The 13,749-nt window shown below is 60.5% G+C and carries 15 protein-coding genes; 6 read left to right on the top strand and 9 right to left on the bottom strand.

Annotated features, from left to right (window positions below):
* Positions 1–93 precede the first annotated feature (93 nt).
* Positions 94–1,257, top strand: a complete 1,164-nt coding sequence (locus HBR94_RS01970) for a 1-acyl-sn-glycerol-3-phosphate acyltransferase (protein WP_169959755.1) — start codon at positions 94–96, stop codon at positions 1,255–1,257.
* 135 nt (positions 1,258–1,392) lie between these two features.
* On the opposite strand, the gene HBR94_RS01965 is transcribed toward HBR94_RS01970, so the two are convergent.
* The gene (locus HBR94_RS01965; RefSeq protein WP_170044059.1) at positions 1,393–1,650 is read right to left on the bottom strand and encodes a hypothetical protein; all 258 of its coding nucleotides are present in this window, start codon (positions 1,648–1,650) and stop codon (positions 1,393–1,395) included.
* 183 nt (positions 1,651–1,833) lie between these two features.
* Between HBR94_RS01965 and HBR94_RS01960 the strand changes: the two genes are divergently transcribed.
* The gene (locus tag HBR94_RS01960) at positions 1,834–2,043 is read left to right on the top strand and encodes a hypothetical protein (protein ID WP_170044058.1); all 210 of its coding nucleotides are present in this window, start codon (positions 1,834–1,836) and stop codon (positions 2,041–2,043) included.
* A 57-nt stretch (positions 2,044–2,100) separates the two neighbouring features.
* On the opposite strand, the gene HBR94_RS01955 is transcribed toward HBR94_RS01960, so the two are convergent.
* On the bottom strand, positions 2,101–2,688 hold the full coding sequence (locus HBR94_RS01955) for a YajG family lipoprotein (RefSeq protein ID WP_029291738.1): 588 nt from the start codon (positions 2,686–2,688) through the stop codon (positions 2,101–2,103).
* A 170-nt stretch (positions 2,689–2,858) separates the two neighbouring features.
* On the opposite strand from HBR94_RS01955, the gene HBR94_RS01950 reads away from it, so the two are divergent.
* A complete protein-coding gene (locus HBR94_RS01950; RefSeq protein ID WP_057438133.1) occupies positions 2,859–3,095 on the top strand; it encodes a hypothetical protein in 237 nt (78 codons plus the stop codon).
* Positions 3,096–3,828: 733 nt separating this feature from the next.
* Positions 3,829–5,337, top strand: coding sequence for a malate dehydrogenase (quinone) (mqo, locus tag HBR94_RS01945; protein WP_170044057.1), 1,509 nt, complete (start codon positions 3,829–3,831; stop codon positions 5,335–5,337).
* Positions 5,338–5,440: 103 nt separating this feature from the next.
* Here mqo and HBR94_RS01940 read toward each other — a convergent pair whose 3' ends face one another.
* The 3 genes from HBR94_RS01940 to HBR94_RS01930 all read right to left on the bottom strand — a co-directional run bounded on the left by HBR94_RS01940 (position 5,441) and on the right by HBR94_RS01930 (position 6,961).
* The gene (locus tag HBR94_RS01940) at positions 5,441–5,728 is read right to left on the bottom strand and encodes a PA4642 family protein (RefSeq protein ID WP_057438129.1); all 288 of its coding nucleotides are present in this window, start codon (positions 5,726–5,728) and stop codon (positions 5,441–5,443) included.
* A gap of 204 nt (positions 5,729–5,932) precedes the next feature.
* Positions 5,933–6,400, bottom strand: coding sequence for a WbuC family cupin fold metalloprotein (locus HBR94_RS01935; protein ID WP_057438127.1), 468 nt, complete (start codon positions 6,398–6,400; stop codon positions 5,933–5,935).
* A gap of 3 nt (positions 6,401–6,403) precedes the next feature.
* Entirely contained in the window at positions 6,404–6,961 is a 558-nt protein-coding gene (locus tag HBR94_RS01930) for a hypoxanthine-guanine phosphoribosyltransferase (protein ID WP_057438125.1), read from the bottom strand.
* A gap of 163 nt (positions 6,962–7,124) precedes the next feature.
* Between HBR94_RS01930 and upp the strand changes: the two genes are divergently transcribed.
* Complete coding sequence (upp, locus tag HBR94_RS01925) at positions 7,125–7,763, top strand: uracil phosphoribosyltransferase (protein ID WP_029291751.1); 639 nt, start codon at positions 7,125–7,127, stop codon at positions 7,761–7,763.
* Positions 7,764–7,765: 2 nt separating this feature from the next.
* Entirely contained in the window at positions 7,766–9,040 is a 1,275-nt protein-coding gene (locus HBR94_RS01920; RefSeq protein WP_170044056.1) for a uracil-xanthine permease family protein, read from the top strand.
* A gap of 130 nt (positions 9,041–9,170) precedes the next feature.
* On the opposite strand, the gene hisC is transcribed toward HBR94_RS01920, so the two are convergent.
* The 4 genes from hisC to murA all read right to left on the bottom strand — a co-directional run bounded on the left by hisC (position 9,171) and on the right by murA (position 13,728).
* Positions 9,171–10,223: a histidinol-phosphate transaminase gene (gene hisC, locus HBR94_RS01915; RefSeq protein WP_057438123.1), complete on the bottom strand. Its 1,053-nt coding sequence runs from the start codon at positions 10,221–10,223 to the stop codon at positions 9,171–9,173.
* Positions 10,224–10,226: 3 nt separating this feature from the next.
* Positions 10,227–11,543, bottom strand: coding sequence for a histidinol dehydrogenase (gene hisD / locus HBR94_RS01910; RefSeq protein ID WP_170044055.1), 1,317 nt, complete (start codon positions 11,541–11,543; stop codon positions 10,227–10,229).
* Between the two features lie 127 nt (positions 11,544–11,670).
* Positions 11,671–12,306 carry an ATP phosphoribosyltransferase gene (hisG, locus tag HBR94_RS01905; protein ID WP_003188599.1) on the bottom strand — a complete coding sequence of 212 codons (636 nt, stop codon included), beginning with the start codon at positions 12,304–12,306 and terminating at the stop codon, positions 11,671–11,673.
* A 156-nt stretch (positions 12,307–12,462) separates the two neighbouring features.
* The gene (murA, locus tag HBR94_RS01900; RefSeq protein WP_057438121.1) at positions 12,463–13,728 is read right to left on the bottom strand and encodes a UDP-N-acetylglucosamine 1-carboxyvinyltransferase; all 1,266 of its coding nucleotides are present in this window, start codon (positions 13,726–13,728) and stop codon (positions 12,463–12,465) included.
* Positions 13,729–13,749 lie beyond the last annotated feature (21 nt).

Below are 13,749 nucleotides of genomic sequence, written 5' to 3'. Positions count from 1 at the left end.
GCTTTTTCGTTTGATGCCATTTGTTCAGACCTGCCCTGTCACTTATCGATCCAAACCTTTACTTACCCTAGCCGTTTCTAACAAGAGAGCATGATGGGCGAATTCGATACCATCCGACCTTACAACGACAGCGAAGTCCCGGCAGTACTGGCCCGGCTGTTCAGTGACAAGGCCTTTCTGGACATCCTGACCCACTTTCGCTTCCCGCGCTTTGCCGGTGCCTTCGGCTGGCTGCTCAAGCCGCTGATCGCCCAGAAGCTGCGCCGTGAGTTCGCCGGTGTGACCACCGTCGCCACCTTGCAGGACAAAGTCGAGTTTTACGTCGACCACACCATCGACCGGGCGACCGACGGCGTCACCTACACCGGGGTCGAACAGCTCAAGTCCGGTACGGCCTATGTTTTCCTGGCCAACCACCGCGATATCGTGATGGACCCGGCCTTCGTCAACTATGCGGTGTACCACGCCGGCCTGCCAACACCACGCATTGCCATCGGTGACAACCTGCTGCAGAAGCCGTTCGTCAGCGATCTGATGCGCCTGAACAAGAGTTTTATCGTACATCGTTCCATTACCGGGCGACGCGAGAAGATGGCGGCGTACCAACTGCTGTCGGCCTACATCAACCATTCGATCCGCAACGACTGCCAGTCGATCTGGATTGCCCAGGCCGAAGGCCGCGCCAAGGATGGGGATGATCGCACTGAATCGGCGATCCTCAAGATGTTCCATATGAGCCGCAAGGATGAGCCGTTTGCTGACGTCATCCTGTCGCTGAACCTGACGCCGGTGTCCATCAGCTACGAATACGACCCGTGCGACGCGGCCAAGGCGCGCGAACTGTATATCCGCGCCACCACCGGCACCTACGCCAAAGCGCCAGGTGAAGATGACGTGAGCATTGCCCTGGGCATCACGGGCTACAAGGGCCGGGTCCACGTCAACTTCGCGCCGCCGATTGTCGAGCGTTTTGAAGACACCAAACAGTTGGCCATCGAGATGGACCGACAGATTCTGGGGGGCTACCGGTTATTTCCCGTGCATTACCTGGCCTACGCACAATGGAGCGACGCCGACCCGCAATTGCAGGTGCCGACTGCTGCCGAGGTGTTCCCGGCGGACGAGTTGGCCAAGGCGAAAGCAGAGTGGGAGCGACGCTTGAATGCCTGCCCGGCGGAGCACCGACCGTATCTGGTGCTGCAATATGCGATGCCGGTGCGTAATCAGTATCGGGTTAAAGCAGGGATTGTCCTGTAACCCAATAGCGTGAACAACACACAACACAATGTGGGAGCGGGCTTGCCCGCGATAGTGGTGGGTCAGTTGATAACTATTTGACTGACACACCGCTATCGCGAGCAAGCCCGCTCCCACAGTGGTTTTGGGGTATTTTTACAATTGAGTGCTGAGCCAGGAGGTCACTAACGCCAGCCCGATACAGGCAAACCCGAGGCGGTAGCCCAGGCGATGACTGCGCTCGGTACGCACATCCAGAAACAGCATCGGCTGGTCGATCGCCCGCTCTTCACTTTGCGCGGCAAGTTGGGCCATCGCCCGCTGCTCCCGCAGGCGGGTCACAAACAGCAGCCCGGCGCCGGGGCAGGCAATCAACAATGCAGCGGTATTTAGCAGTAATGCCGGCAGCGACATCAAAAACCTCGGTGTAACAGTGACCGGGTATCCATCCAGATACAAACCTGAACGAACTGCGCCCTCCTGCGCATCACAGCTCCCTCCCCCATTGACGACTAATGTATCGAGTAATTTACAGCGTCACCTGAACGTCACCTTAACAAGCCACTCTGTTGCCCTTCGCACACAAGGGAGCTTGTCATGTTGCACGCGCAGAACCAGGATCGGCTGTATCTGATCGCCCCCAGCGATGAGCAAGAGGCGCTGGTCGGCGGCCTGGCGTTCAATGTCCAGGACCGGCACTGGCTGGTGTATTGCGCCCTCGGCGGGCACCAACATGCCGACCTGCCGGAGATGGACCTGCTGACAGGCGTGAGTGTGCTGGACTTTTATGTCGAAACGGCGGCATGAAGAGCGCAGACACAAAAAAGCCGGGCCCGTGACGGGGCCCGGCTTTTTTACAGCTGATTATTGCGAGCTGAGGATCTGGCCGATGCTTGGATCCTTGAACAGACGCGTCAGGGCGTCACTCAACACGTCGCTGACCAGCTTGGTGTTGGTTTCCTGGTTCGGCGCCATGCCGAAGCGCTGGTCCAGGGACGCACCGTAACGGCCACTGTAGCGACGGTTGCCGGCCGACACATCAGAGCGGAAGGTCGCACCGATGGTGGCTTCGGTCACGTACAGGCCTTCCTTGGGCGACTGATACTTCAGCTCGGCCAGGGTCACGGTCAGTTGCGGCGCGCCAGGCGAGTTGCTGGTCGGGGTGAAGCCCAGCAGGCGCACAGCCGCTTCGGCCTGGGCTTGCAGCTTGGGCAGCACGTCGGCGCCGGTCACCGTGATGGCGCTGGTTTCCGGGTACAGGCCACCGCGGGTGCCCAGGGTCGGCGACGGACGACCGTCAACCACCCGCACCGAGACCGGCTGGCCATGGCCTACAGGCGCCAGCTGGGTGGTGAGCTTGGGTTGCGGGCTGAGTTGCTGCGGGCTGTGGGCGCAGCCAACCAGGGTCAAGCTGGTCACAGTGATCAAACCGAACAACAGGCGTTGCAACATGCTTTTCTCTCCAGAAATCAGGTACCGACAGCCGAGCAGTATAGCGGTGCGCCGCTGCCGGGAACTAGCGTCAGTTACAACCTCAGACACAGGCCCGCCGGCGGCGGTTCAGTGTCACCGATATGTCATGCTGGGCTGGCATGCTTGGCCCCATTATCAGGAGGCCCACCATGTTCGACTTTCTCTGGCGCTTATTCGCACGCAAGCCCGCCTTTCGACACTTTGCCCTGCTCGACGCGCAAGGTCGTTGCCAGGCATTCAAGCACTGCAGCCAGCCACCGGTGGGTGAAGGCTGGGTCGAAGTCGAGGAGATCCGCTTGAGCTGGATGCACCAGCCACTGCCCGCCCGCGCCCGCATCAGCCCGCGCCGCGCACGGTCATCACACCGCCTGCCGTTGACCGCCTGACCGAAGCGCTAATAAAAGTCATAAAACACGTCCATTTCCCTGCAGTTCTTCGCTACAATCTCCCCCCGATTATAAGGACGTCTCCTGATCGGGCCTCGCAGCATCGCTAATGCTCCGGTATTAGCTCCCCCGCACCGCCCACAGAGAGCCGCCCACACAGATCGAGTGAAGCTGGCGAGCTGGCTGTTTTGTCTGCAAACCTGCGCCTTTACCGAATCTGCCAGAGCTGCCATTGCGCTCGGCCACTTGAGTTGTTTGCCCGTTATGCCGCGTGTCGGCAGTGATTTCGGGCCAGGTGCCAGGCTGGGGCAGCCCTTTTTTGAGGTTCACGTCTTCAAAAGAGCGTGAAAAAAACGGGTTTTCACAACTTCACAAGAGTGTGGCGAGCAAATGAATAGTTTTGCGTTTGTACAAGCACCATCAACGTCTGGCACTGCCCAACCACACAGGACCGAGTACTCCTCAAAAACCGGAGCTTGAAGCCTGTCCGCTACGGATTTGGTTGCACGATCGGACGTACTTGACCATAAGTCGAATTGCCACAGGGGCCCTTAAATGCGTTCATATGCAGATAAGGCCTGGTCGGCAGCGTCCGCTGAAGTTGCAAAAAAATTGCGAAGAATCGGACATGGCGATCCTGGCCATGGGTAACCTGGGGCATTACGTGAACCGCCCCGTCACTCCTGGCAGCCATGCCGTCAATTTGGTGCTGCAGATTTTGGAGACGCGTTAAATGGCGCATAACGAAGCAGTCGACGTAGTACTGGTAGGTGCGGGCATCATGAGTGCCACCCTCGCCGTACTGCTCAAGGAGCTCGACCCCGGCCTCAAGCTGGAAGTCGTTGAGCTGATGGATTCGGGTGCCGCGGAGAGTTCCAACCCGTGGAACAATGCCGGTACCGGTCACGCCGGGCTGTGCGAGCTGAACTACACCCCGCAGGCGGGTGACGGCTCCATCGACATCAAGAAAGCCGTGCACATCAACACCCAGTTTGAAGTGTCGAAGCAGTTCTGGGCGTATCTGACCAAAAAAGGCACCTTTGGCTCGTCCAAGTCCTTTATCAGCCCAGTGCCGCACCTGAGCTTCGTGCAGGGCGAAAAAGGCGTGTCGTTCCTCAAGAAACGCTTTGAAACCCTCAGCCAGCACCACGCGTTCTCGGACATGCACTACACCGAAGACCGTGCAGAAATGGCCGAGTGGATGCCGCTGATGATGCCGGGCCGCCCGGCCGACGAGAAAATCGCCGCGACCCGCGTAATGAACGGTACCGACGTCAACTTCGGCGCCCTGACCAACCAATTGCTCGCGCACCTGAGCAGCTCGGCAGATGCCCACGTCAAGTACAGCAAGCGCGTTACCGGCCTCAAGCGCAATGGCGCCGGCTGGACCGTGAGCATCAAGGACGTCAACAGCGGCAACACGCGCAATGTCGACGCCAAGTTCGTGTTCCTCGGCGCCGGCGGCGCGGCCCTGCCGCTGCTGCAAGCCTCGGGTATTGAAGAAAGCAAAGGTTTCGGCGGCTTCCCGGTCAGCGGCCAGTGGCTGCGTTGCGACAACCCGGAAGTGGTCAAGCTGCACCAGGCCAAGGTCTACAGCCAGGCCGCCGTGGGTTCGCCGCCGATGTCGGTGCCGCACCTGGACACCCGCGTGGTGGATGGCAAGAAATCCCTGCTGTTCGGGCCATACGCTGGCTTCACCACCAAGTTCCTCAAGTTCGGCTCGTTCCTTGACCTGCCCATGTCGATTCGCCTCGGCAATATCGGCCCGATGCTGGCCGTGGCCCGAGACAACATGGACCTGACCAAGTACCTGGTCAGCGAAGTGATGCAGTCCATGGAGCAGCGCCTGGAATCCCTGCGCCGCTTCTATCCCGAAGCCAAAGCCGAGGACTGGCGCCTGGAAGTGGCTGGTCAACGGGTGCAGATCATCAAGAAAGACCCGAAGAAAGGCGGCGTGCTGCAGTTCGGTACCGAGTTGGTCGCGGCCAAAGACGGTTCGCTGGCGGCACTACTAGGTGCGTCCCCAGGGGCTTCGGTGACTGTTTCGATCATGCTGGAACTGATCGAACGCTGCTTCCCGGCCCAGGCGGCCGGCGAGTGGGCGGCCAAGTTGCAGGAAATTTTCCCGGCCCGGGAAAAAGTCCTGGAAACCGATGCCGAGCTGTATCGCAAGATCAGCGTGCAGAACAACATCAGCCTGGAGTTGGTTGAGCAAGATAGCGAGGCCGAAAGCTACGCTTGAGGTCGTGACGCGTAGCGTCACCGGATGCATTCCCACGCAGAGCGTGGGAACGATCGCCCCGCTCTCGTGCTGAGAACGGGGCGTTTTTTTATGTCCTGGCTATTCAGCCGCGAGCGATTTTGATCAGCTCGATGTACTCGTCCGCGTTGCGCTGGTCCTTGATCAGATCGACGAAGGTCTGGCCATGCTCGTCCTTGCCGTCGAGGTCCAGCCCGGCTTCCTTGAAAAAGCTCAGGAACCGCTCGAAATCGTCGATGCGCAGGCCGCGATAGGCTTTGATCAGCTTGTGCAGGGACGGTGAAGTGGCGTCGACCGGTTCAAAATCCAGGAACAGCTTGATCTGATCGTCGCCGATCTCGTCACCAATCACTTGTTTCTTATCTTTACGCATTGCCGACTCCAGCCTGCAGACATGTACACGGGGGTAGAAGTCTACCTGCGGGACACAAGGTTCGGAAGCCACGAAGCTCTAATGTGGGAGCGGGCTTGCCCGCGATGGCGGTGGGTCAGTCGAACATATCTAACCTGCCACTCCGCTATCGCGGGCAAGCCCGCTCCCACACAAACCCCACCCACCTTTTTTCCGCTGCCAGGTTCAATCGAACTGGGCAAGCATCCAGCGATGATACTCAGCCATGCCGGCTTCGCCTTCCCGGGGTGCCCAGGTCGCCAGTTCGCCCTCGCCCACCGGGCGATAAGGGCCTGCCTTGCACTCGAACATCACCGTGTCTGGCTCAAGCACCACCAGACCGTGGAAAACCCCTGGCGACAGATCAACGCCCTGGCAATCGCCACCGGCCTGCAAGATGCGCCGCTCCAGAACCGCGCCAGACTCGCTGAAAATCAAAATACCCAGGCGCCCCTTGAGTACCAGCAGGGTCTCGGCCTTGTCAGCGGTGAGATGACGATGGGGCTGCACATAGGTGTGTGGCTGCAAACCGACAGCCATGCGATGGCACGGCTCTTCCATCTGGTGGAAGTTGACGTTCTGCCGGCCACGGGGGTTGGCGGCGGCTTTCTCGGCCAATTCGGCAAACAGCGACTGATCAAGAAAACGCGCCACGACTTACATCCCCTTCACAGCAAAGATGCCATTGGCATTGCGCCAGTAGCCTTTGTAATCCATGCCGTAACCGAAGATGTAGCGGTCGATGCACGGCAGGCCGACGTAATTGGCCTTCAGGTCCGGGCGGGCCTTGCGGTCGTGGTCTTTGTCGATCAGCACGGCGGTGTGCACGTTGCGCGCGCCGGCGTGTTTGCAGAAGTCGACAATCGCGCCCAGGGTGTGACCTTCGTCGAGGATGTCGTCGATGATCAAGACGTCGCGGTCGATGAACGACACTTCCGGCTTGGCTTTCCAGAACAGGTCGCCGCCACTGGTTTCATTACGATAGCGCGTGGCGTGCAGGTAGGACGCTTCCAGCGGGAATTGCAGATGCGTCAGCAATTTGCCGGCGAAAATAAGACCACCGTTCATCACACAGAACACCACCGGGTTGGTTTCAGCCATTTCACGGGTGATGTGCGCGCCGACCTTGGCGATAGCCTCTTCGACTTGTGCTTCGGTGTACAGGCAGTCAGCCTCGCGCATGATTTGACGGATATGCTCGAGATCAGCGGACATGGCGCTCTCCAGGGGTACTGTGGCAAGAAAAGCGGGCGAAGGTACGCCTCTGGGACGCAACGTTCAAGCCTTTATGGACTAACGTACTGGTTGTCTATAGGACAACACCCTCGGATAGATTAATCTAGGCCGGTTTTTTTGCCCGCCGCCGGAGCCTTTCCCCATGCCCATCCGTGAGATCCGCCACCCGCTGATCCGACACAAGCTCGGCCTTATGCGCCGCGCCGACATTAGCACGAAGAACTTCCGCGAGCTTGCTCAGGAAGTCGGAGCGTTGCTCACCTACGAAGCCACCAAAGATTTACCCCTGGAAAACTACGAGATCCCCGGTTGGTGCGGTCCCGTCCAGGTCGAGAAAATCGCTGGCAAGAAAATTACCGTGGTGCCGATCCTGCGCGCCGGTATCGGCATGCTTGAAGGCGTGCTGAGCCTGATCCCGGGCGCCAAGGTCAGCGCTGTGGGCGTAGCCCGCAACGAAGAAACCCTGCAGGCCCACACCTACCTGGAAAAACTCGTCCCCGAGATCGACGAGCGCCTGGCGATGATCATCGACCCGATGCTGGCCACCGGTAGCTCCATGGTCGCTACCATCGACCTGCTGAAGAAAGCCGGTTGCAAGGATATCCGCGCCATGGTGCTGGTAGCGGCACCCGAAGGTATCGCCGCCGTAGAAAAAGCTCACCCGGATGTAGTGATCTACACCGCGTCCATTGATGAGCGCCTGAACGAGCACGGCTACATCATTCCGGGCCTGGGCGATGCTGGCGACAAGATCTTCGGCACCAAGCAGAAGGACGCGTGAACATGCAGGATGAATTCAACGACCCGCTTTGGCGCCAGATCCTGTCTGGCGCACAAATGCTCTTCGTAGCATTTGGCGCGCTGGTGTTGATGCCGCTGATCACAGGTCTTGATCCAAACGTTGCACTGTTTACCGCAGGCCTTGGCACGTTGTTGTTCCAGATTGTCACCGGGCGCCAAGTGCCGGTGTTCCTGGCATCGAGCTTTGCGTTTATCACCCCGATCATTCTCGCCAAGGGCCAGTTCGGCCTCGCGGCGACCATGGGCGGGGTGATGGCGGCGGGTTTCGTCTACACCTTCCTCGGCCTCGCCGTGAAGATCAAGGGCACCGGTTTTATCGACCGGCTGCTGCCGCCCGTGGTGATCGGGCCGGTGATCATCTCCATCGGCCTGGCCATGGCGCCGATTGCCGCGAACATGGCAATGGGCAAGTCGGGTGACGGTGCCGAGTTGATCCCTTACCAGACGGCAATGCTGATCTCGATGCCGGCGCTGCTGACCACGCTGATCGTGGCCGTGTTCGGCAAGGGCATTTTCCGCCTGGTGCCGATCATTGCCGGGGTGCTGGTGGGTTTTGGCATGTCGTTCTACTTCGGCGTGGTCGACACCGCGAAGATCGCCGCCGCACCGTGGTTTGCCCTGCCCCACTTCACCGCGCCGGAATTCAACTGGCAGGCGATTCTGTTCATCGTCCCGGTGGCCCTGGCCCCAGCCATTGAACACATCGGCGGCGTGATTGCCGTGGGTAGCGTGACCGGTCGTGACTACCTGAAAAAGCCCGGCCTGCATCGCACGCTGTTGGGCGACGGTATCGCCACCACCACGGCTGGCCTGTTCGGCGGCCCGCCCAACACCACTTACGCCGAAGTGACCGGCGCGGTGATGCTGACCAAGAACTACAACCCGAAAATCATGACCTGGGCGGCGGTATTTGCCATCACCCTGGCCTTTGTCGGTAAGTTCGGCGCGCTGCTGCAGAGCATTCCGGTGCCGGTGATGGGCGGGATTCTGTGCCTGTTGTTCGGCTCGATTGCCGCGGTGGGGATGAACACCCTGATCCGTCACAAGATCGACCTGGGGGAGGCGCGCAATCTGGTGATTGTGTCGGTGACCCTGGTGTTCGGGATTGGCGGTGTGCTGATCGGCACCGGTACCGGTCCCGATGATTTCGGCCTGAAGGGCATCGCCCTGTGCGCCGTAGTAGCGATTGGTTTGAACCTGCTGCTGCCGGGCAATGATAGCTGGAAGCACAAGAAGCCGGACGAGCCGTTGCTCTAAAGGCTACGGAGTGTCGGTGTAGCTGATGGCCTCATCGCGGGCAAGCCCGGCTCCCACATTGGAATGCATTTCCATGTGGGAGCCGGGCTTGCTCGCGATGAGGCCCGTCCAGCCCATATAGATTCAAGCCTTAAAGATCACCCAAACCATCAATCAACGCCTGGTTCTGCTCAGGTGTCCCGATGCTGATCCGCAGGAACTGGGCAATCCGCTCCTGCTTGAAGTGCCGCACAATCACCCCTTGCTCCCGCAACTTGGCCGCCAGGCCGGCCGCGTCGTGCCGTGGGTGGCGGGCAAAGATGAAGTTGGCCGCTGACGGCAACACCTCAAAGCCCTTCTCTCGCAACTGCGCCACAAGCGTCTCGCGGCTATCGATCACCAGTTGGCAGGTCTTCTCGAAGTATTCACGGTCTTCGAAGGCCGCCGCCGCGCCGACAATCGCCAGGCGATCCAGTGGATAGGAGTTGAAGCTGTTCTTGACCCGCTCCAGCGCCTCGATCAGGTCCGGGTGGCCCACCGCCAGGCCTACCCGCAAACCGGCCAGTGAGCGCGATTTGGAGAGGGTCTGGGTCACCAGCAGGTTGGGGTAGCGGTCCACCAGACTGATGGCGGTTTCGCCGCCGAAGTCGATATAGGCTTCATCGACCACCACCACCGAATCCGGGCTGGCCTTGAGGAGCTGCTCCACCGCGTCCAGCGCCATCACGCAGCCGGTCGGCGCGTTCGGGTTGGGGAAGATGATCCCGCCATTAGGCTTGGCGTAGTCCGCCACGCGGATCTGGAACTGCTCATCCAGCGGCACCGGGGCCGAGGTGATGCCATACAGCCCGCAGTACACCGGGTAGAAGCTGTAGCTGATATCCGGGAACAGCAGTGGCAGGTCGTGCTGGAACAGACCGTGGAAGATATGCGCCAGGACTTCGTCGGAACCGTTACCGAGGAATACCTTGCTCCCATCCACCCCGTAGTACTTGGCCACGGCCTGCTTGAGCAGGTCGCTGTTGGGGTCGGGGTACAAACGCAGGTTGTCGTTCAACTCGGCCTGCATCGCTGCCAGCGCCTTGGGCGACGGGCCGTAGGGGTTTTCATTGGTGTTGAGCTTGACCAGCTTGGTCAGCTTCGGCTGCTCGCCGGGCACGTAAGGCACGAGGTCCTTGACGAAAGGGCTCCAGAATTTGCTCATGTCTTACTCTCCCTTGACGATGCGGTATTCGGCGCTGCGGGCGTGCGCGCTCAACGATTCGCCACGGGCCAGCACCGAGGCGGTCTTGCCCAGCTCGGAAGCACCTTGTGGCGAGCAAAAGATGATCGACGAGCGCTTCTGGAAGTCATACACCCCCAGCGGCGACGAGAATCGCGCAGTGCCGGAGGTCGGCAACACGTGGTTGGGGCCCGCACAGTAGTCGCCCAGGGCTTCGCTGGTGTGGCGGCCCATGAAGATCGCACCGGCGTGACGAATCGACGGCAGCCAGGCCTGTGGGTCGGCCACCGACAGTTCCAAATGCTCGGGGGCGATGCGGTTCGCCACTTCGATGGCCTGCTCCATGTCACGCACCAGGATCAACGCACCCCGGCCATTGATCGACTTCTCGATAATCTCGGCACGCTCCATGGTCGGCAGCAGCTTATTGATGCTCGCCGCCACCTTGTCGAGGAACTCGGCGTCGGGGCTGACCAGGATCGCCTGGGCGTCTTCGTCGTGCTCGGCCTGGGAGAACAGGTCCATGGCAATCCAGTCAGGATCGGTCTGGCCGTCACACACCACGAGGATTTCCGAGGGGCCAGCGATCATGTCGATACCGACCTGGCCAAACACATGGCGCTTGGCAGTGGCAACGTAGATGTTGCCGGGGCCGACCACCTTGTCGACTTTCGGCACGCTTTCGGTGCCATAGGCCAACGCGGCGACGGCCTGGGCCCCCCCGATGGTGAACACGCGGTCAACGCCGGCGATGCAGGCAGCGGCCAGCACCAGCTCGTTGATTTCACCGCGCGGGGTCGGGACCACCATGACCACCTCGGTCACGCCCGCCACTTTGGCGGGAATGGCATTCATCAGCACCGACGACGGGTATGAAGCCTTGCCGCCCGGCACGTACAGGCCGGCGCGGTCCAGCGGTGTGACTTTCTGGCCCAGCACCGTGCCATCGGGTTCGGTGTAGCTCCAGGAGTCCTGTTTCTGTTTTTCGTGGTAGCTGCGCACCCGCGCCGCTGCGACTTCCAGGGCTTCGCGCTGCGGCGCGGTGATGCGCGTCAGGGCCAGTTCCAGGCGTTCGCGGGGCAGGATCAGGTCGGCCATGGACTTGACGTCCAGGCCGTCGAACTGGCGGGTAAAGTCCACCAGCGCCGCATCGCCGCGCTCGCGCACGGCCTTGATGATGTCGAGCACCCGCTGGTTGACCGAATCGTCGGACACACTTTCCCAGCTCAGCAGATGATCCAGATGATGGGCGAAATCCGGGTCGGCAGCGTTGAGTCGGGCAATTGCAGTGGACGTGGTCATAGCGAGGGCCTCAATAGAATTGGCAAAAACTCAGGCGCCCTAAACTAGCAGTCGTTTCCGCTTGGGCACCTGAGAATTCTGGCTATGAGGCGGATAGACGGGCGCGACCTAGGGCCGCGCAGGTGAGTCAACCGCGGTGTCGAGACTCCACTGCCTTGCGCAGGGTGTCGATCAACGCCTGGATCCGGGCGTGTTGCATTTTCATCGAAGCTTTGTTGACGATCAGGCGAGAGCTGATGTCAGCGATAAAGTCCTGGGGTTCCAGGCCATTGGCGCGCAGGGTGTTGCCGGTGTCGACCACGTCGATGATCTTGTCGGCCAGGCCGATCAGCGGCGCCAGCTCCATCGAGCCATAGAGCTTGATGATATCGACCTGACGGCCTTGCTCGGCGTAATAACGCTTGGCGACGTTGACGAACTTGGTGGCCACCCGCAGGCGGCCTTTTGGCTCGACGTCACCGACACGGCCGGCGGTCATCAGCTTGCACAGGGCGATACGCAGGTCCAGCGGCTCGTACAGGCCCTGGCCGCCGTATTCCATCAGCACGTCTTTACCGGCGACACCGAGGTCGGCGGCGCCATGTTCAACGTAGGTCGGCACGTCGGTAGCACGCACGATCAACAGGCGAACGTCGTCCTGGGTCGTGGGGATGATCAGCTTGCGGCTCTTGTCCGGATTCTCGGTCGGCACGATGCCCGCTTCAGCCAGAAGCGGCAAAGTATCGTCAAGGATGCGGCCCTTGGACAGTGCGATGGTCAACATGGGAAACGTCAATCCTTCATCAGGCTATTGCTGTCCGGTCGCAAATGGCGCCAGACACAGATCGAGGCCATTACAGCCTCGATTTGAAACAAATTCAGCCGAGGCGTGCCTGTGCACACCTCGGGCGGGCGCTTCCCTGCGCCCGAGCAGTGGGGGTTAGCCCGGTACGCGGCGGATTTTCGCGCCAAGCATCTGCAGTTTTTCTTCGATGCACTCGTAGCCACGATCTATGTGGTAGATGCGATCGATCAGGGTGTCACCGTCAGCGCACAACGCCGAAATCACCAGGCTGGCCGAAGCCCGCAGGTCGGTGGCCATCACTGGCGCGCCCTTGAGCTGCTCGATACCGGTGACGATGGCAGTGTTGCCTTCGACCTGGATCTTGGCGCCCATGCGGTGCAGTTCGTACACGTGCATGAAGCGGTTTTCGAAGATGGTCTCGATGACCGCACCAGTGCCTTCGGCAATCGCGTTCAGGGAAATGAACTGCGCCTGCATGTCGGTCGGGAACGCCGGGTACGGAGCGGTACGCACGTTGACGGCTTTTGGCCGCTTGCCGTGCATGTCCAGCTCGATCCAGTCTTCGCCGGTGGTGATTTCGGCACCGGCTTCGCGCAGCTTTTCCAGGACCGCTTCAAGGATGGTCGGATCGGTGTCCTTGACCTTGACGCGACCACCGGTCACGGCAGCCGCAACCAGGTAGGTACCGGTCTCGATACGGTCCGGCATCACTTTGTAGGTGGCCGAGTGCAGGCGTTTCACACCGTCGATGGTGATGGTGTCGGTGCCGGCGCCAGTGATGTTGGCACCCATGGCGATCAGGAAGTTGGCCAGGTCGACCACTTCCGGCTCGCGCGCGGCGTTTTGCAGGACGCTGCGGCCATTGGCCAGGGCAGCGGCCATCATGATGTTCTCGGTACCGGTCACGCTGACGGTATCAAAGAAGAAGTTTGCACCACGCAGGCCGCCTTCCGGCGCCTTGGCCTTGATGTAGCCACCTTCGACGTCGATGGTCGCACCCATGGCTTCAAGACCACGGATGTGCAGGTCCACCGGACGCGAACCAATGGCGCAACCGCCAGGCAGTGCCACTTCGGCTTCGCCGAAACGGGCAACCATCGGACCCAGTACCAGGATCGAGGCACGCATGGTTTTCACCAGTTCGTACGGTGCGATCAGGGTCTTGATGGTGCGCGGGTCGATTTCGACCGACAGCTTCTCGTCGATCACCGGCTCAATGCCCATGCGACCGAACAGCTCGATCATGGTGGTGATGTCGTGCAGGTGCGGCAGGTTGGCTACGGTAACCGGGCCATCGCACAGCAAGGTGGCGGCCAGGATCGGCAAGGCCGAGTTTTTAGCCCCGGAGATACGGATTTCGCCATCAAGACGGGCACCGCCGGTAATAATCAATTTATCCATAAGAATCTCGACGCCTTGGGG

This window comes from Pseudomonas sp. WS 5412, assembly GCF_012985615.1.
In the GTDB taxonomy this organism is placed as follows: Bacteria; Pseudomonadota; Gammaproteobacteria; order Pseudomonadales; family Pseudomonadaceae; genus Aquipseudomonas; species Aquipseudomonas shahriarae.
This window is presented reverse-complemented; position numbering and strand designations above follow the sequence as displayed.

Excerpts from the sequence above, each read along its gene's own strand:
- hisD (WP_170044055.1), bottom strand. The coding sequence starts at position 11,543 with ATGACCACGTCCACTGCAATTGCCCGACTCAACGCTGCCGACCCGGAT.
- HBR94_RS01920 (WP_170044056.1), top strand. The coding sequence starts at position 7,766 with ATGCAGGATGAATTCAACGACCCGCTTTGGCGCCAGATCCTGTCTGGC.
- HBR94_RS01965 (WP_170044059.1), bottom strand. The coding sequence starts at position 1,650 with ATGTCGCTGCCGGCATTACTGCTAAATACCGCTGCATTGTTGATTGCC.
- HBR94_RS01970 (WP_169959755.1), top strand. The coding sequence starts at position 94 with ATGGGCGAATTCGATACCATCCGACCTTACAACGACAGCGAAGTCCCG.
- murA (WP_057438121.1), bottom strand. The coding sequence starts at position 13,728 with ATGGATAAATTGATTATTACCGGCGGTGCCCGTCTTGATGGCGAAATC.
- HBR94_RS01960 (WP_170044058.1), top strand. The coding sequence starts at position 1,834 with ATGTTGCACGCGCAGAACCAGGATCGGCTGTATCTGATCGCCCCCAGC.
- upp (WP_029291751.1), top strand. The coding sequence starts at position 7,125 with ATGCCCATCCGTGAGATCCGCCACCCGCTGATCCGACACAAGCTCGGC.
- HBR94_RS01950 (WP_057438133.1), top strand. The coding sequence starts at position 2,859 with ATGTTCGACTTTCTCTGGCGCTTATTCGCACGCAAGCCCGCCTTTCGA.
- mqo (WP_170044057.1), top strand. The coding sequence starts at position 3,829 with ATGGCGCATAACGAAGCAGTCGACGTAGTACTGGTAGGTGCGGGCATC.
- hisG (WP_003188599.1), bottom strand. The coding sequence starts at position 12,306 with ATGTTGACCATCGCACTGTCCAAGGGCCGCATCCTTGACGATACTTTG.
- HBR94_RS01940 (WP_057438129.1), bottom strand. The coding sequence starts at position 5,728 with ATGCGTAAAGATAAGAAACAAGTGATTGGTGACGAGATCGGCGACGAT.
- hisC (WP_057438123.1), bottom strand. The coding sequence starts at position 10,223 with ATGAGCAAATTCTGGAGCCCTTTCGTCAAGGACCTCGTGCCTTACGTG.
- HBR94_RS01930 (WP_057438125.1), bottom strand. The coding sequence starts at position 6,961 with ATGTCCGCTGATCTCGAGCATATCCGTCAAATCATGCGCGAGGCTGAC.
- HBR94_RS01955 (WP_029291738.1), bottom strand. The coding sequence starts at position 2,688 with ATGTTGCAACGCCTGTTGTTCGGTTTGATCACTGTGACCAGCTTGACC.